Annotated in this window: 13 protein-coding genes and 1 tRNA gene; 4 read left to right on the top strand and 10 right to left on the bottom strand. The window is 62.1% G+C overall.

Annotation, left to right across the window (positions count from 1 at the left end; genetic code table 11):
• The first annotated feature begins 3 nt into the window (after positions 1-3).
• The gene (locus DVK01_RS02010; protein WP_101350656.1) at positions 4-414 is read left to right on the top strand and encodes a GtrA family protein; all 411 of its coding nucleotides are present in this window, start codon (positions 4-6) and stop codon (positions 412-414) included.
• On the opposite strand, the gene DVK01_RS02005 is transcribed toward DVK01_RS02010, so the two are convergent.
• Positions 411-1,358, bottom strand: a complete 948-nt coding sequence (locus tag DVK01_RS02005) for a MoxR family ATPase (protein ID WP_101350655.1) — start codon at positions 1,356-1,358, stop codon at positions 411-413. The two genes, DVK01_RS02010 and DVK01_RS02005, sit on opposite strands and share 4 nt — an antisense overlap.
• 85 nt (positions 1,359-1,443) lie before the next feature.
• Between DVK01_RS02005 and DVK01_RS02000 the strand changes: the two genes are divergently transcribed.
• Positions 1,444-1,528 (top strand) — tRNA-Ser (locus DVK01_RS02000).
• A 187-nt stretch (positions 1,529-1,715) separates the two neighbouring features.
• On the opposite strand, the gene DVK01_RS01995 is transcribed toward DVK01_RS02000, so the two are convergent.
• The 4 genes from DVK01_RS01995 to DVK01_RS01980 form a co-directional block, all read right to left on the bottom strand.
• Positions 1,716-3,572 (bottom strand): DUF2070 family protein, encoded by a 1,857-nt coding sequence (locus DVK01_RS01995; protein WP_121535203.1) that lies wholly within the window; start codon positions 3,570-3,572, stop codon positions 1,716-1,718.
• Between the two features lie 55 nt (positions 3,573-3,627).
• Positions 3,628-4,197, bottom strand: coding sequence for a GMP synthase subunit A (locus DVK01_RS01990; protein ID WP_101350653.1), 570 nt, complete (start codon positions 4,195-4,197; stop codon positions 3,628-3,630).
• A gap of 69 nt (positions 4,198-4,266) precedes the next feature.
• Positions 4,267-5,364 carry an ATP-binding protein gene (locus tag DVK01_RS01985; RefSeq protein ID WP_121535202.1) on the bottom strand — a complete coding sequence of 366 codons (1,098 nt, stop codon included), beginning with the start codon at positions 5,362-5,364 and terminating at the stop codon, positions 4,267-4,269.
• Positions 5,365-5,435: 71 nt separating this feature from the next.
• On the bottom strand, positions 5,436-5,984 hold the full coding sequence (locus DVK01_RS01980; protein WP_121535201.1) for a hypothetical protein: 549 nt from the start codon (positions 5,982-5,984) through the stop codon (positions 5,436-5,438).
• Between the two features lie 82 nt (positions 5,985-6,066).
• Between DVK01_RS01980 and DVK01_RS01975 the strand changes: the two genes are divergently transcribed.
• A complete protein-coding gene (locus DVK01_RS01975; protein ID WP_101350650.1) occupies positions 6,067-6,414 on the top strand; it encodes a DUF192 domain-containing protein in 348 nt (115 codons plus the stop codon).
• A 193-nt stretch (positions 6,415-6,607) separates the two neighbouring features.
• The gene (locus tag DVK01_RS01970) at positions 6,608-8,116 is read left to right on the top strand and encodes a (R)-citramalate synthase (protein ID WP_101351464.1); all 1,509 of its coding nucleotides are present in this window, start codon (positions 6,608-6,610) and stop codon (positions 8,114-8,116) included.
• Positions 8,117-8,170: 54 nt separating this feature from the next.
• Here the strand turns inward: DVK01_RS01970 and DVK01_RS01965 are convergent, their stop codons facing one another.
• The 5 genes from DVK01_RS01965 to DVK01_RS01945 form a co-directional block, all read right to left on the bottom strand.
• A complete protein-coding gene (locus DVK01_RS01965) occupies positions 8,171-9,139 on the bottom strand; it encodes a terpene synthase family protein (RefSeq protein WP_121511660.1) in 969 nt (322 codons plus the stop codon).
• 422 nt (positions 9,140-9,561) lie between these two features.
• On the bottom strand, positions 9,562-9,861 hold the full coding sequence (locus tag DVK01_RS01960; protein ID WP_101350648.1) for a HalOD1 output domain-containing protein: 300 nt from the start codon (positions 9,859-9,861) through the stop codon (positions 9,562-9,564).
• A gap of 99 nt (positions 9,862-9,960) precedes the next feature.
• Complete coding sequence (locus DVK01_RS01955; protein ID WP_121535200.1) at positions 9,961-12,414, bottom strand: bacterio-opsin activator domain-containing protein; 2,454 nt, start codon at positions 12,412-12,414, stop codon at positions 9,961-9,963.
• Positions 12,415-12,504: 90 nt separating this feature from the next.
• Positions 12,505-13,179 carry an HAD family hydrolase gene (locus DVK01_RS01950; protein ID WP_101350646.1) on the bottom strand — a complete coding sequence of 225 codons (675 nt, stop codon included), beginning with the start codon at positions 13,177-13,179 and terminating at the stop codon, positions 12,505-12,507.
• A gap of 43 nt (positions 13,180-13,222) precedes the next feature.
• The gene (locus DVK01_RS01945) at positions 13,223-13,684 is read right to left on the bottom strand and encodes a bifunctional nuclease family protein (protein WP_101350645.1); all 462 of its coding nucleotides are present in this window, start codon (positions 13,682-13,684) and stop codon (positions 13,223-13,225) included.
• Between the last annotated feature and the right edge of the window lie 271 nt (positions 13,685-13,955).

The following is a 13,955-nucleotide window of genomic DNA, read 5'->3' as shown; positions in this document are numbered from 1 at the left end:
TGTATGGCGTCTGCTGTCGTCACACCGGCCCGGCGACAGCAACTCGTCCGGTTTTTCCTCGTCGGCGTGGTCGCGGCATCCGCCCAGACGGTGTTGCTGTGGTCGTTCGTCGATGTCGGCGGTCTAAACTACATCCTCGGGGCGGCGCTCGCTATCGAACTCACGATACTGTTTCAGTACGTCCTCAACAACGCCTGGACGTTTCACCGCTCGCAACACTCGACGCTCAAAGAGTACATGCTGGGGATGGGGAAGACGAACCTCGTCCGGGGAACGGCAATTCCGCTCCAGCTGGGCCTCCTCTATGCGTTCGTCACCTGGGGCGGCGTGACGTACCTCATAGGGAACGGCGGCGCAATCGTCATTACTGGCGTGTACCGGTACGCGCTGGACGCCCACTGGACGTGGGGTTAGACCGTCGGAACGGGGACCTCGTCGAGCACGCTCTGGATGACCGTTCCCTTGTCCACCTGCTCGACGCGGGCATCAGGGGTTAACACCAGTCTGTGTGCCAGCACCGGCTGTGCGACCCGCTTGATGTCGTCCGGCGCAACGTACTCCCGGCCCGCGATTGTCGCCATCGCTCGCGTCGCCTCGAACAGCCGCTGGGTCCCACGTGGTGAGACTCCAACATCCACGCGGTAGTCGTCCCTGGTCGCCCGGACGAGGTCAGCCATGTACTGCAGCAGGTCGTCGTCGACGGTGACCGTCTCCGGGACACTCCGGAGTTCCGTGACCGATGCCGCGTCGAGTATCGGTTCCACGGTCGGGCTCTGTGTCGTCCGGCCGGCACGCCGCCGGAGGAGCTCGACCTCGCCTTCGTCGTCGGGGTAGCCGAGTGACGTCTTTGCCAGGAATCTGTCGACCTGTGCCTCCGGCAACTCGAAGGTCCCCTCCATATCGACCGGGTTCTGCGTGGCGATGACGAAGAACGGCTCGGGCAGGTCGTACGTGTCTCCGTCGACGGTGACCTGTCCTTCCTCCATCGCTTCGAGCAGCGCGGACTGTGTCTTGGGCGGTGCGCGGTTGATTTCGTCGGCCAGTACGACGTTGGCGAACACTGGCCCTTCAGTGAATTCGAAGCTCCGGGTCTCCTCGTTGAAGATGTGTGTTCCCGTGATATCGGCCGGCAGGAGGTCCGGCGTGAACTGGATGCGGGAGAAAGACAGTCCCAGCGCGGTCGCGACGCTGCGGGCGGTCAGCGTCTTCCCTGTGCCGGGCACGTCTTCGAGGAGGACGTGGCCCTTCGCGACAACACCCAGCAGCACCGTCTCGAAGAAACCGCGGTCAGCGATGACGGCACTCCCGATCTCGTCGAGGATCTGACTCGACACCTCGCTTGCCTCGGTAGCGTCCATAGTCTGTCATGTTACGGGTCCGATAAAGGGGTGTCGAGTCCGAAATCGAAACCCCTAAAGAGTAAACGGCGGTACTGATGGATGAGCCGAGGTAGCCTAGCCTGGCCAAGGCGGTTGCTTCGAGAGCAACTGTCCTCACGGACTCAGGAGTTCAAATCTCCTCCTCGGCGTTCTCTGTACCAGAACCGGTGAGCGTCGCGAGTCTGAATGCTGTAGCAGACAGTAGAAACCCGGATGAGGAGCCGCGGTACGATGCTGTGACCACCGCCCGTGGTTCGCCTCCGCTCCCCGGGCTCTCTGACTGAACACCGGGCGATAGCACTGGGGCCGAGCGGGCCGTTTCCGGTCGACTGCCAGTCAGGTCAGCAAGAAAATCAGCACGCTGATCGTCATGACGATGAGAATAAACGCCGCGGCAAGCGCACCGCCCATCGACACCATCGCGTTGGCGGTCGAAGCCAGCGTCTCGGTTCGGTCGTTGCCAAACACCGTCACGGTCACCTGTTCGCTCGCCATCCCGGCCTCGACGGGTTCAAGATCGGCGACGGCTCTGTCGACGAGGTCCCCGATGAGCGCAACGATTTCCTTCTCGGGGATGGCCTGCCCGACCTGATTCTCGGCCTCGACAGTATTGACGATGTGGGTGTCGCTGGTCATCACCTCCATCATATCCACGCCTTCGGCGGCGTCGATGATGCGCTGACGGAGGCCCGGCTCCATGTTGTTGCCGTCGATGAGTACGTACGCCGTCCGCTGGTCGTTGACCTCGAAGACACAGACCCGGATACCGAGCGGGCCGATGCCCTCCGCAGGCTCCCAGGGCGTTGCGTCCCAGGCGACCCCACAGCGGAGTTGGCCAGTTTCGGCGTCTGTGAGCAGGCTCCCGAGCTGGCCAGCTCCGTGGAGCATATCGAAGGACCGCTGACTGCCGGGCACGACGTGGCCGAGGTCGTCGCCTTCGAGTCCGTCGTTGCAGTTGTGCGCGTCGACCAGCAGCACGTCTTCCAGCCCGTCGGCCCGTGCTTCCGACATCGCTGAGAGTCCGACGGCGTACTCCACGTCGTCGGCACAGCCTGGCGCATACGTGTTCACGACGAGCGCGTCGGAGCCAAATGCCTGTCCCGTCAGCGTGGCCTCGCCCTCGGTGACTCGGTGGCCTGCCGTCGCATGGCTGTCGTATTCGATGTGCTGGTACGCTGTCTCGGCCGTCGACAGAATCTTGTCGACTTCCCGCTCTGTGACGAGGTTGAAGTCGTGGCCGGCAGTCGCGTGGGGCGGGAATGCGAGGCCGTCAGCCGACTCGGCGACGCGTCTGGGGAGGTTCCCCCCGCCGATCTCACCCATCGGACCGGGGTGAATCATCGGCAGGACGAACCGGGCTTTCTCCTCACCGTCCGGCCGACGGACCGACAGCAAGGTGACCGGAACGACGGCCTCTTCGCCGATATCCTCGAAGAACTCCTCCAGTTCACGCGTGCCCTCGGCGATGTGGCCGATGAAGCCCCGGAGGAAATCTAGCGCGGAAACACCCAGCGAGGAGCGCCACGGTTGGTCGATGACGACGAGGAACAGCCAGACCGCCAGCGCGTAGATGACACAGATAACCGCGAGAATGATGAAGTCTTCCGGGATGAACCCCTGGACCTGTGGCGGGACCTCTTCGGGGCGAGAAAGGTACTCCCGGAGCATCGGGTCTTCGAGGATGAACGCGGTCGCCCCGCTGTATATCGCCAGCAACACGGCGGCAGTGACTGTCTGGACGCTCGCCGGAATCGTCGCTTTCAGCAGTGAGTGCCGCGAGACGGCCATCAGTATCAGCAGCCGGAAGGCGAATATCGACGCCAGCGCGACTAGCAACACGTCGAAGACGAAGTTCTGCCCGAGGCGGACAGTAAAGATGGCGATGAGGCCGGCAACGGTCAGCATCGCGATGGTGATGAGCTCACAGATGACTGCAAGCAAAGTGGCCCGGTTCGGGGTGAGTTGCCCGCCAAGCTGCCGGTCGACCCACGGCGTCACCGCACTGGCGATTGAGGTCGGCAGGCCGATGAGAAACACGCCCTGCCAGGCGTCGTCAAGGATGAACCGTGAGTCGAACGCAACGATGCCGGTCATCGCGGCGATGACCAGCGCGAAGGCGAGGCTCGTATACCAGGTCGGAGCCCTGAAAATAAATCGCGAAAGGCTAGCAAGATTTCCCTGTGTCGCCGTCATTTTTGTATCACACCCTACGAGCGAATATAAAACCAGTTACATTCTTCCCCGGCGGTTACTGGCGGGCGACAGACTGCTGATCACACACCGACAGGAAGTTCTCGAACACTTCTTCGCCCTCTTCGGTGTGAGCGACCTCCGGATGCCACTGGACGCCGTATATCGCCTCGTCCGTGTTGCTCATCGCCTCGACGCCACAGACATCGGAAGTCGCGGTTCGCTCGAATCCGGGTGGGACCTCTTTCACTTCGTCAGCGTGGCTGGCCCACACACGCGTGTCGGGATACAGCGAACCGAGGAGCGGATCGGCCTCGTCGAGAATGTCGACTGTCACGTCCGCGTAGCCACCGTACTCGCCGCTGCCGACCCGGCCGCCGAGTTCGTCGGCGATGAGTTGCATGCCCAGGCAGATGCCGAGCACGGGAACGTCGAGGTCGAGGTACTCGGGACAGTTCCCGATATCGTCCATATCCGGGCCGCCCGAGAGGACGATGCCGTCGGCGTCAATCTCTTCGGGTGGGGTCGTGTTGTCCCTGAGCGAAACGTCGACGCCCATGTCACGGAGCGCGCGTTGCTCCAGATGTGTGAACTGTCCGTGATTGTCGATAACGTCGATTCGGGTCATTACTGACGCGAAGGCCGCGAAGGCGTATATATCTCCTGATGCGGTCGACGGGTCCCCTCGCGTCCGGTTTCAGGGCCACTCTCGAAGGGTCTGGCGAATCTCGTCGAGGACCGTCGGGCCGCACAGTTCCAGCGTCACGACATTGCCGTCGTCCGAGGTTGTGAGGTGTACGGCCCCGCCGTAACTTTCGACGATCCACGTCGTCAGCCACAGTCCGACTCCTTTCGAGTGGTGCAGTTGCGTCTCCTCTCCGCTGTCGAGGACCTCCCGTTCGTGCTGTGGAATCGACGGACAGTTATCGCCGATGTGGACGAACACGGTTCGGCCGTGTTCTTCGACCGAAATATACAGTGTCGGGGTCTCCTCGCAGTGGACGACTGCGTTCTCGACAACATTCCGGAACACGATGTCGAGCATCCAGTCGGCGTACACCTGCGACTGTTCAGGGAGGTCGAGTTCGACGGTGGCCTCCGGGTGTGACTGCGTGATCTGTTTCGCCTGTTCTCTGATACACGGTACGAGGTCAATCGGCTCCTGTGCGCGGCGGTCCGCATCGAACGCGAACTCTATCTGTCTCGCCTTCTCTGTGGTGTCGATGATGCCATCGATGGTCCCGCTCAGCTGCTCGACGTGTGCACGCGACTTCGGGCTGCCGCGTTCTGCCGTCTCCCGCTGCAGTTCGCCGAGGTGTCCGAGTGCCACGTTGAGATTGTTCCGGAGGTCGTGCCTGAGCACTCGAAACAACACTTCGTTGCTCTGTGCGAGTCGGCGTCTGGACCGCCGGAGTTCGAGCAGCCATCCGAACAAAATCCCGCCGAACCCGCCGACTGCGACCCCGCTTGCGAGTATCGACGGGATCATCGAGGACTGCGGCATCGGGGCGAGCAGTACGACGATTTTGATGAGCGTAAACAGCGCGATGCCCAGCCCGCACCACTCCGCAGCAGTCCATATCTGGTCGCCGGACAGTCCGCTCACCGGAAGCCAGTAGTTCGCCGCTACTAGAGCTAGCGCCGGTGTCAGCCCCACGCTGAGGATGACCATGTCAATCAGGGACGGGCGGACGGTAGAGATGCCGTGGGCGAGCAGTGCGCCGGTAATCACAACACCGGTTGCGACGACATATCCCGTCCCCAGCGACTGCTTCGTGAGCGCCGGAGAGGTCACTATACTACTCAGTTACTGTGATCCTACTTATCGGTCTGCCACCAGATATCAAATTTGATATTAAGATGGAGTTACGAGTCGTCGTAGCGGTCGGCTGCCGATTCAAACCCCAGTTCGGATTGCTCCTTAGAGCGGCGCTGTTCCCGTTGTGCGATGGCTTCGGGGTCTGGATTCACGTCGTCGTCGAGCCGCGCCCAGGACTGGTGGATTTTGGCGTGACACCACCGGCAGAGAAACACCGTTATTTCGTGCGATAGCTCGTCGCCGTCGCCGCGGTACGAGAGGTGGTGTTCCTCCAGTAGCGGCCGCTCGTCGGAGTGGGCCATACGCCGCTCTTCGAGTCCGCAGCGAACACACTCCCGGTCGTGATTCCGGGAGCGGAAATGCGGGCAGTCGGCCCAGTCCCATTCCGGCTCTGTGTCTGCATCTGCGTCGTCGGGCGCGATTGCTGCCGGACAGCGAAAGTCGTCAGCGCTCCGTGTGTTGGCGAATTCGGGGTCGTGGCGGCCGTGTTCGCGCGCCCAGCGGCACTTCCCCTCGCTGGTAACGAAGTCACACCGCGTCACGTGGTCGTACGGGTCGTCAACGCCGACGGATGTCCCCCCGGGAGCCTTCTCCATGTCATATAGTCCGTGGCCATGCCCCCTCAAACCCTCCGTTCCGACAGAAGACTTTTTGACTGCGTACGACTTCCGCGGTGGTATGCGGCTCGTCCACGACCCCGACGGCGCGGCTCGCCCTCTCGCGACGGAAGTGGAATACGCCGAATCGATACTCGAACAGAGCCGGGGGCTGATGTTCCGGTCATCGATTCCCGACGACTACGCGCTTGTCTTCCCCTTCAACCGCGCCAGCCGACAGTTTATCCACATGCTGTTCGTCCGGTTCCCGCTGGACGTACTCTGGCTCGTCGACGAGGAGGTCCAAGCCGTCGAAACCATGCAACCTTGGCGCTCGGTCGGCTACGCGAACGCGGACACTGTCATCGAACTACCCGGTGGCGCGGCATCAGACGTCTCTGTGGGTGACATGGTCCGCTTAGAATCCTGAACACGACCGGTATGAAGTGTGGTCGTCGGTTCCGTCACCTTTTAGACCGTGAGGATTAGAGTAGTCACCACTATGTCGGAACACCCGACGGAGGATAGAGGAAGTCGCCGCGAGGCGGCTGGCCGCGAAATTCGTGGCGCGTGATGGAGCATCTTCTGTGAGTCAGAACACACTGTTCGAGGGGCACCCAGCGATGCGTGCGCTCTCAGATGTCGGTGAGGTACAGTTTCTCGACACGACACTGCGCGACGGTGAGCAGGCCCCCGGCGTCTCGCTGACGCCGGACGACAAGGCCGACATCGCCCGCTCGCTCGATGCGGCGCGTATCGATGTCATCGAAGCCGGGAGCGCCTGTACTGGCCCCGGCGAACGCGAGACGATTTCCCGCGTCGCGGGACTTGACCTCGACAGTACTGTCACCAGCTTCTGTCGTGGGATCCAGAACGATATCGACCTCGCGCTCGACTGTGGTGTCGACGGCATCAACCTCGTCGTTCCGGCCAGCGACAAGCACGTAGAACAGAAGGTCGGCACCTCGAAGACCGAGAACGTCGACAACACCGTCGAACTGGTGGAGTACGCTGTCGATCACGGGCTCTGGGTTGAGGTCATCGGCGAGGACGGCTCGCGGGCCGACCTAGACTACCTCGAAGAACTGCTCGGAGCGGCCACCGAGGCCGGTGCGGACCGCATCTGCTGGGCCGACACCGTCGGCCACGCGACGCCGGACCGCGCGCTTGAATGCGTCTCTCGGCTCTCGGATCTGGGTCCGGTCAGCACCCACACCCACGATGACCTGGGGCTGGCGGTGACCAACGCCTTGGTGTCTATCGCGGCGGGCGCGGACCTCGTCCATGGGACGATAAACGGCATTGGCGAGCGTGCCGGCAACGTCGCCCTCGAAGAGGTCGCCATCGCGCTCGACCACGGCTACGGCGTCGAGTCGATGGACCTCACCGAGGTGTACGACCTCGCCCAGCTCATCGCCAACCGGACCGGCATCCCGCTGGCTCCGAACAAGGCGGTCGTCGGCGAGAACGCCTTCACCCACGAGTCCGGCATCCACACCGACGGCACGCTCAAGGACGACTCGATGTACGAGCCGTACCCACCCGAGAAGGTGGGGCGCGAGCGCCGCCTCGCGCTCGGCAAGCACGCGGGCCGGGCCGGTGTCGAGGCGGCCCTCGACGAACACGATGTCGAGGTCACCGAAGACCAGCTCTCGGAGATCGTCAGTCGCGTCAAGGAAATCGGCGACCGCGGCAAGCGAGTCACCGACGCCGACCTGCTGACCATCGCCGACGAGGTGACCGGCGACGCACGCGACCGCCGGGTCGAACTGCTCGGCCTGACCGCCGTCTCCGGCTCCGATACGCCGACCGCAAGCGTCCGACTGTCGGTCGACGGCGAGGAACGCAAGGAGGCAGCGGTCGGCTCTGGACCGGTCGACGCCGCGATGAACGCCGCCGAAGTGGCGTTGTCCCACACTGCCGACGCGACACTCGAAGACTATCACGTCGACGCTATCACGGGCGGGACAGACGCACTCGTCACTGTCGAAATCGAGATGTCACGCGGTGACGATCACGTTGTCGTCTCTGCCAGCGACTCGGACATCACCCGGGCGTCCGTGCGCGCGATGGTGGACGCGATGGACCGCCTCGTCGCCGACGACGAAGAAACGCTCGTCGCCGACGACTGAGTAACTGATTTACGCAGAACGGGTCCCCTCCCGGGACCACGACACGAACGGTCGTTACTTGTGTCCGCGGCTGGCCTCGTGGTACTGGAACACTGTTTCCATGCCCCGAACCAGCGCATCGAGGTCCACGCTCTCGGTGTCGAACTCGCGGTCGCGAACGGACTGGTAGATGTCGGCCCACCGGTCCCGGAACCGGGCCTCGAACTGTTCGGCTTTGATTTTGTCGATGAGTTCGGCTTTCCCGTCAGGGTTTTCGAGTTCCTCGGGCGTGACGAATCCCTCCTGAAGGGCCAACACGACGATTCCCGCAGTGTAGTCCCCTTCTTTGACCTCTCGTTCCCATGTCGTGAGCCAGTTGCCGATTCGGGCCATCTCCTGTAGGTCCCAGATGAGGTCCCGAACGGTGCCGTAGTCAGCGAGTTCGAAATCCGGCGAATACATGAGGTCAACAGCCGCGTAGGGGAACATTACCATGTTATGTGCCCCATAAGTTTCTGCCCCGCTGAGGTTCGCAATCCGGGGGTTCTCGTTGACGACTGCGCTGTAGTCCATCGCGTTCAGCGTCTGTCGCATATCGTACGTGAACACGTCGTAGAACTCGTTGACGCGCGGCGCGTCGGTCAGTCCCCCCTCGAACTCCCGCCAGACGCGCTCGATAAAGGAGAAATAGTCTTCACTTACTGCCGCACGGCTCGGGTCAACGGCTGACGGGTCCTGAACAAGCCGTCGGGCCTCTTCGAAGGTGTCTCGGTCTCCGTCGTTCTCGACGATATCGTCCAGAATCGTGACGTACATCGTGAGAATCGTCTTCTGTGTCCGGACGTGGTCTGCGTGGGCCGGATGGACGGAGGAGAGGGTAAACTCGGGGAACAGCGAGTAGATCCACTGCCAGAGGAACCGATCACGCTCGCCACAGACCCGCTCGTACTCGTCTGCCAGTTCTGCAACCCGGTCCGGGAGGCTGGTCGTCCGAACCTCTTCGAGAAGGCTCTGTGCATCAACCGACGGAGACTCAACGCTCATCGTGACTGCCCTCCAACGCTTGCAGCCTCTATTCCGGCACAGTCGGTGGAATAATGTCTGATTAACTGAGGTTTTGCTGTCTCTACTGCCTCGGATTGAACGGTCACTGCCTTGGCGTTCTTACCCGACTGCGAGCCGGTTTCGATCAGTTGGTGTCCGACGTCCATACATCCGAAAGGCGAAGTTGAGCCTATAGTGGTACTGACGCCTAGCCTGCTGGTAGTATACTATTAACAAAGTATTTGACCGATTTTACTCCAGGTTACGTACCAGTTTTTCAATTGCTACCGGAAAAGAAATATCTACTTACTGAAACGTAGCGGCGATATACAACTCAGAGAGGAAAATAAGGTAATAATAACCCACCTGTCGGCGGGACCACTCACGATAGAGAGTGTCAGGAGAACAGCCGTGGGGTCAAGTTACGCTTCGAGTCCGGTTGCGGCCGAAACGTCACGGGACGGTGTCACCAGCACTGAGCGGTTCCCCTCAACTTCGATGCGGCAGTTGGCCATACTGAACACGACCAGGCCGTCAGGACTCGGTGCCCCATCCGTGTCTGGGCGGAACAGCCGGTCCAGCGCATCTGGATCGATACAGTCACTGATTCGATCATCGAGGTCGACGGGGTCGACACCCAGCGTGTCAGCCACGGCGTGGACGATGGTTTCGCTCAGCGGTTCGTTGGGTGTCGGTCTGTAGACCAGTTTTGCCTGGGACATTGTTCGTCGCTGTTTGTGGTTTGATGAGTGATTGAAAAGGTGATTGTGGCTATACAGATACAGCTCGGTTGACTGACCACTAATAGTATAGCGACGGCGTCAGCTATCGCCGAACACGAGTTCGAGCAGCTTTCGCTCGCTGACGCGGAGGTGCCGGTTGACCGTCGGCTGTGACACGTCCAGACTGGCCGCGATTTCCTGCCCGGTCGTCTCTCGGGGCCAGTCGAAAAAGCCACTCAGGTACGCCGTCTGGAGGACTTCAAACTGTCTGTCTGTGAGTTGCTCTTCCAGCGCCGACCGGACTGTCCCGTCCTGTTGACTGTCAGACTCTGCGCCGTCACGGCGCGCAATCAGCGCGACGTTGGCGTAGCGCTCGTCGAACTGTTCGACAAACTGCCGGATGTCAGTCTCACCCGAAACGACAACTGTCACCGTGAGTCCGCCCGTCGATGTTCGGATCGATTTCAACCGCCCGCCCTGCTCCAGTAGCGTCCCTGCGACGGTCTGGCCAGTCACGACAACCTCGTAAAGCCCGTCCAGCTGGTCGGTAGAGATCGCTCGCGCGGTGTCGACACGAGCCATCGATAGCAGCTGTTCCTCGACAACAACCGGGTCACAGTCCGAGACAGCGAGGAAGAGACGGAGTGCACCGTCGCCTCGCTGTACGGCGCCTTCGCAGACGACAGAGACGCCGAGCCGGTCCGCGAGCTGGGTCAGGAACGACTGCGGAGCAGACAGCGATAGTTCGAGTTCGACAGTGCCGTCGCCGGCCCGTCGCTGCCGGGATTCGATTTCCCGTATCGCATTCGCGATTGTCTCACCGAGTTCGGCGAACACCTCTTGGAGCATCTCATCGAACCCGTCTTCCTGGTCGGCGTACACCGTCAGGACGCCGTAGACGAAGTCGTCGTACTCAAGCGGGATACTGAGCGCCGACTGGAATTCGCGAGAGAGCGCCTCAGTCCGCCAGTGGTCGCCCCGGAGGTTGTCGGCCACTGACGGGACAACAGTCATCGTTTCGGACTGTGCGGTCTGAACGGCCGGCGGTCCGCCGCCGCGTTCGAGTGACAGCGAGATGGCGTCCAGATAGCTCGCGGTGTCGCCCGCCCACGCCCGGGGGACGAGTTCCGTCGCATCCTGCCGGCCGAGCCAGGCGAAAGAGAACCACTGTGAGTCGGCCAACTGGTCACACACGGCTTGTTCGATCTCCTCGGTGGTCTCCGCTTCGACGAGTACCTGATCGATCCGTCGAATGATCGCGTTGACCTGCTTGAGCCGCCGCAGTTCGCGGTTCTGTTCGCGGCGTTCAGCCTCGCGTTCTCGGAGCGTCGTCTCGCGGTCGACGCGTGCGAGTGCGGCTTCCGCGCTGGCGGCGAGCAGGTCTACCATCTCGCGCGTTCTGGCGTCGCTGTGTTGCTCACCCAGTTCGATGTAAAACACGCCGTGGTCTTCGAGCGGGAGACAGAGTCGCTTCGCGTCCGCCGTTACTGGTCCCGCCCCGAGGTCGATGGAGTCGCCGGGGGCGACTTCGACTGGGCTGTCTTGTACGAACACGTCCCACACCGTGCTCTCGCCCGGTCCGACAGACGCGCTTCGATCCGTCTCGACGTCGCCGACGCTTCGGAGGGTGTTGTCACTCCGGTCGAACAGGTAGATCTCTACGTCGGGCAACTCCAACACGTCGACGGCGGTGTCGAGTATCTGTTCGGCCACAGCCGTCTTCGTTTCCGTGTGTAGCAACTTCCGGGTCGACTCATGTAGCGCTGCGAGCGTCTCCTCGAACCGCTTCCGGTCCGATATGTCGCGGACGACACCGACCTGCCGGTAGCTCCCGTCCTTGCGGTCGTATGTGGTGAACTTGGTCTCTATCGGGAGCGTCTCGCCGTCGGCGGTCCGGAGGTCCGTCGTCAGCGTCCCCACGTCGCGTTCGCCCTCGATGAACTGTCGCGACATCTCCGCGGCCTCCTCGATGACGGATTCGTCCGCCAGCAGCGTCGCGTTCGACCCGACCAGCGTGTCTTTGTCGTAGCCAGTCATCGATTCGACGGCGCTGTTGACCGTCTGCATCGTGAACGACTCGTCGAGCGTGTAGATGCCGTCCTCGATGGTCTCGACGATGCGCTCGTACTGCTCGAGCATCTCCGTCCGCTCGTGGCGCTCGGTGACATCGTGAACAATACCCAGATACAGTTCCTCGCCGTCCCACTGCTGGGGCTCGAAGGCGATTTCGACCCACCGTTCCGTGTCGCCGGCAGTACACGACGACGTCAGCGGTGTTCCCGGTGACTCACTGCAGTGGGTCCCGAGGTCAGCGTCACGCAGAGCTGGGAAGAACGCAGCTATCTGGCTTCCAAACACGTCCGACGGGTCGGAGTCAAGGAGCGCACAGAGGTGATCGTTCCCGGTCCGTATCTCCCCGTCCGCGGCGACGACGATCACTGGCTCGGGCATTCGCGCGGCGAGCGTCTCCAACAGCACAGGGGGGGACTGCTGTGCCGGTGTGTCAGGTGCCGCTTGTTCGTCTTCATCCGTTCCACCGACCGGCTTCTCCATACCGTTTCACGGCACTTGCCATGGGAAAGGTTGCTTTCAGTATACGTACCAGAATGCGGCGACTGTGTATCTGTTGGGTCCGGATACGGCTCAGTCGCTCCCGCTACGTCGACCGGCGATTCGAACTACGTCTTCGAGGCCGGACACATCGTAGTCTGGGGTCACGTCGAATTGCGTGTCGACCCTGTGGGGTCGACGGATGAACGCCGAGTCGATGCCGGCCCGGTGTGCCGCCTCGATGTCGGATGCGTTGTCGCCGACGAACAGGGCGTCACTGACATCGAGGTCCGCCATCGCCCGCTCGATGTAGTACGGCCGGGGTTTCTTCCGCCGAAGGCTCTCGACTGTCGGCTCGCGCGCCCAGACGGTGTCGAAATAGTGGCCGATATCGAAATGCTCGAAGGCGAAGGCGACGGTCTCGCGCTGGTTCGAGGAAACCACACCCAGCGGGCAGTCAAGTCGGTCAAGCTCGGCTACGTCGGCGTAGGGCTGTTTCTCGCCGGCCCGGATAAGCGCCTGCTGCACCGCGGTCAGGGCCTCGTCACGAGCCCGGAAGAACCGCTCGGGGTCGATATCGTACTCCGTACAGATGTCAGTGAGTTCAGAAACTGTCACGCCGATGCTCATCGCTTCGACGTGGGCTGTCGACGGCGAGACCACCCCCAGTTCCTCGAAGGCCTGCCGCGCGCCGACGTAGTGTGCATCCATGTCCGTCAGCGTCAGCAACACGCCGTCGTTGTCGAAGATGACCGATTCGTACCCCATCACGCATTTTTAGGACGGACAGGCGCAGAAAGGTTTCGCGTCCTCACAGGCCGAGATCCTCACTGTCGCTTCCGCCCTGATCGAACTGCTCCGGCGGTCGCCCGGCCTCGTCGATAACGTCATCGGTTACTACGACTGGGCAATCTACTCGCAGGGAAATTGCGATAGCGTCCGATGGGCGGGCGTCGAACACCATGTCCTTCCGCCGGTCGTCGGTGTATTGCTCCGCGTCGATTTTCCCGTAGAACGTCCCGTCGGCCAAGTCGTCGATACGGACGCGGTCGATGGCAGCCCCGAATTCCGTCACCATCTCGACCAGCAGATCGTGGGTGAGCGGGCGCTCGAAGGGCTCGCCGGCCATCGCCAGCTGCATCGACTGGGCCTGGTCCTTGCTGACGAAGATTGGGACGATCTCCTCACGCGCCCGGAGCAGCACGACCGGCGTGCCGCCCCCCTCCTCGCTGACGCCGACGCCGACCCCTTCGACCGTGGCATCGTGTTCCATGGACCAGTGTTGGGCTCGCGGGTATGAAAAGCTACCCCGCCGGTGGTTTCAGGAGCTGTTCCGTGTACGATTCGCTCGCCGTCTGGACCGGCAGCACGGCGCGCATGCCAGCCATCTCATCCGGCAGTCCGGCTACAGTGTGACTGAGCTGTGAACGGGCGTCGAATCGGAATTAAACCGAATTAAAACGGACGTTAGAGAACCCAATTCGGATAAATTCGGCTTAATCCGCGTTTTCCGCTTCCCTCCTTCATATGCTACTGGGCCAGAG

This window comes from Haloarcula sp. Atlit-120R, assembly GCF_003665885.1.
Classification (GTDB): Archaea; Halobacteriota; Halobacteria; order Halobacteriales; family Haloarculaceae; genus Haloarcula; species Haloarcula taiwanensis.
The sequence above is the reverse complement of the archived record's forward strand: the minus strand, read 5'-3'. Positions and strand labels throughout refer to the sequence as shown.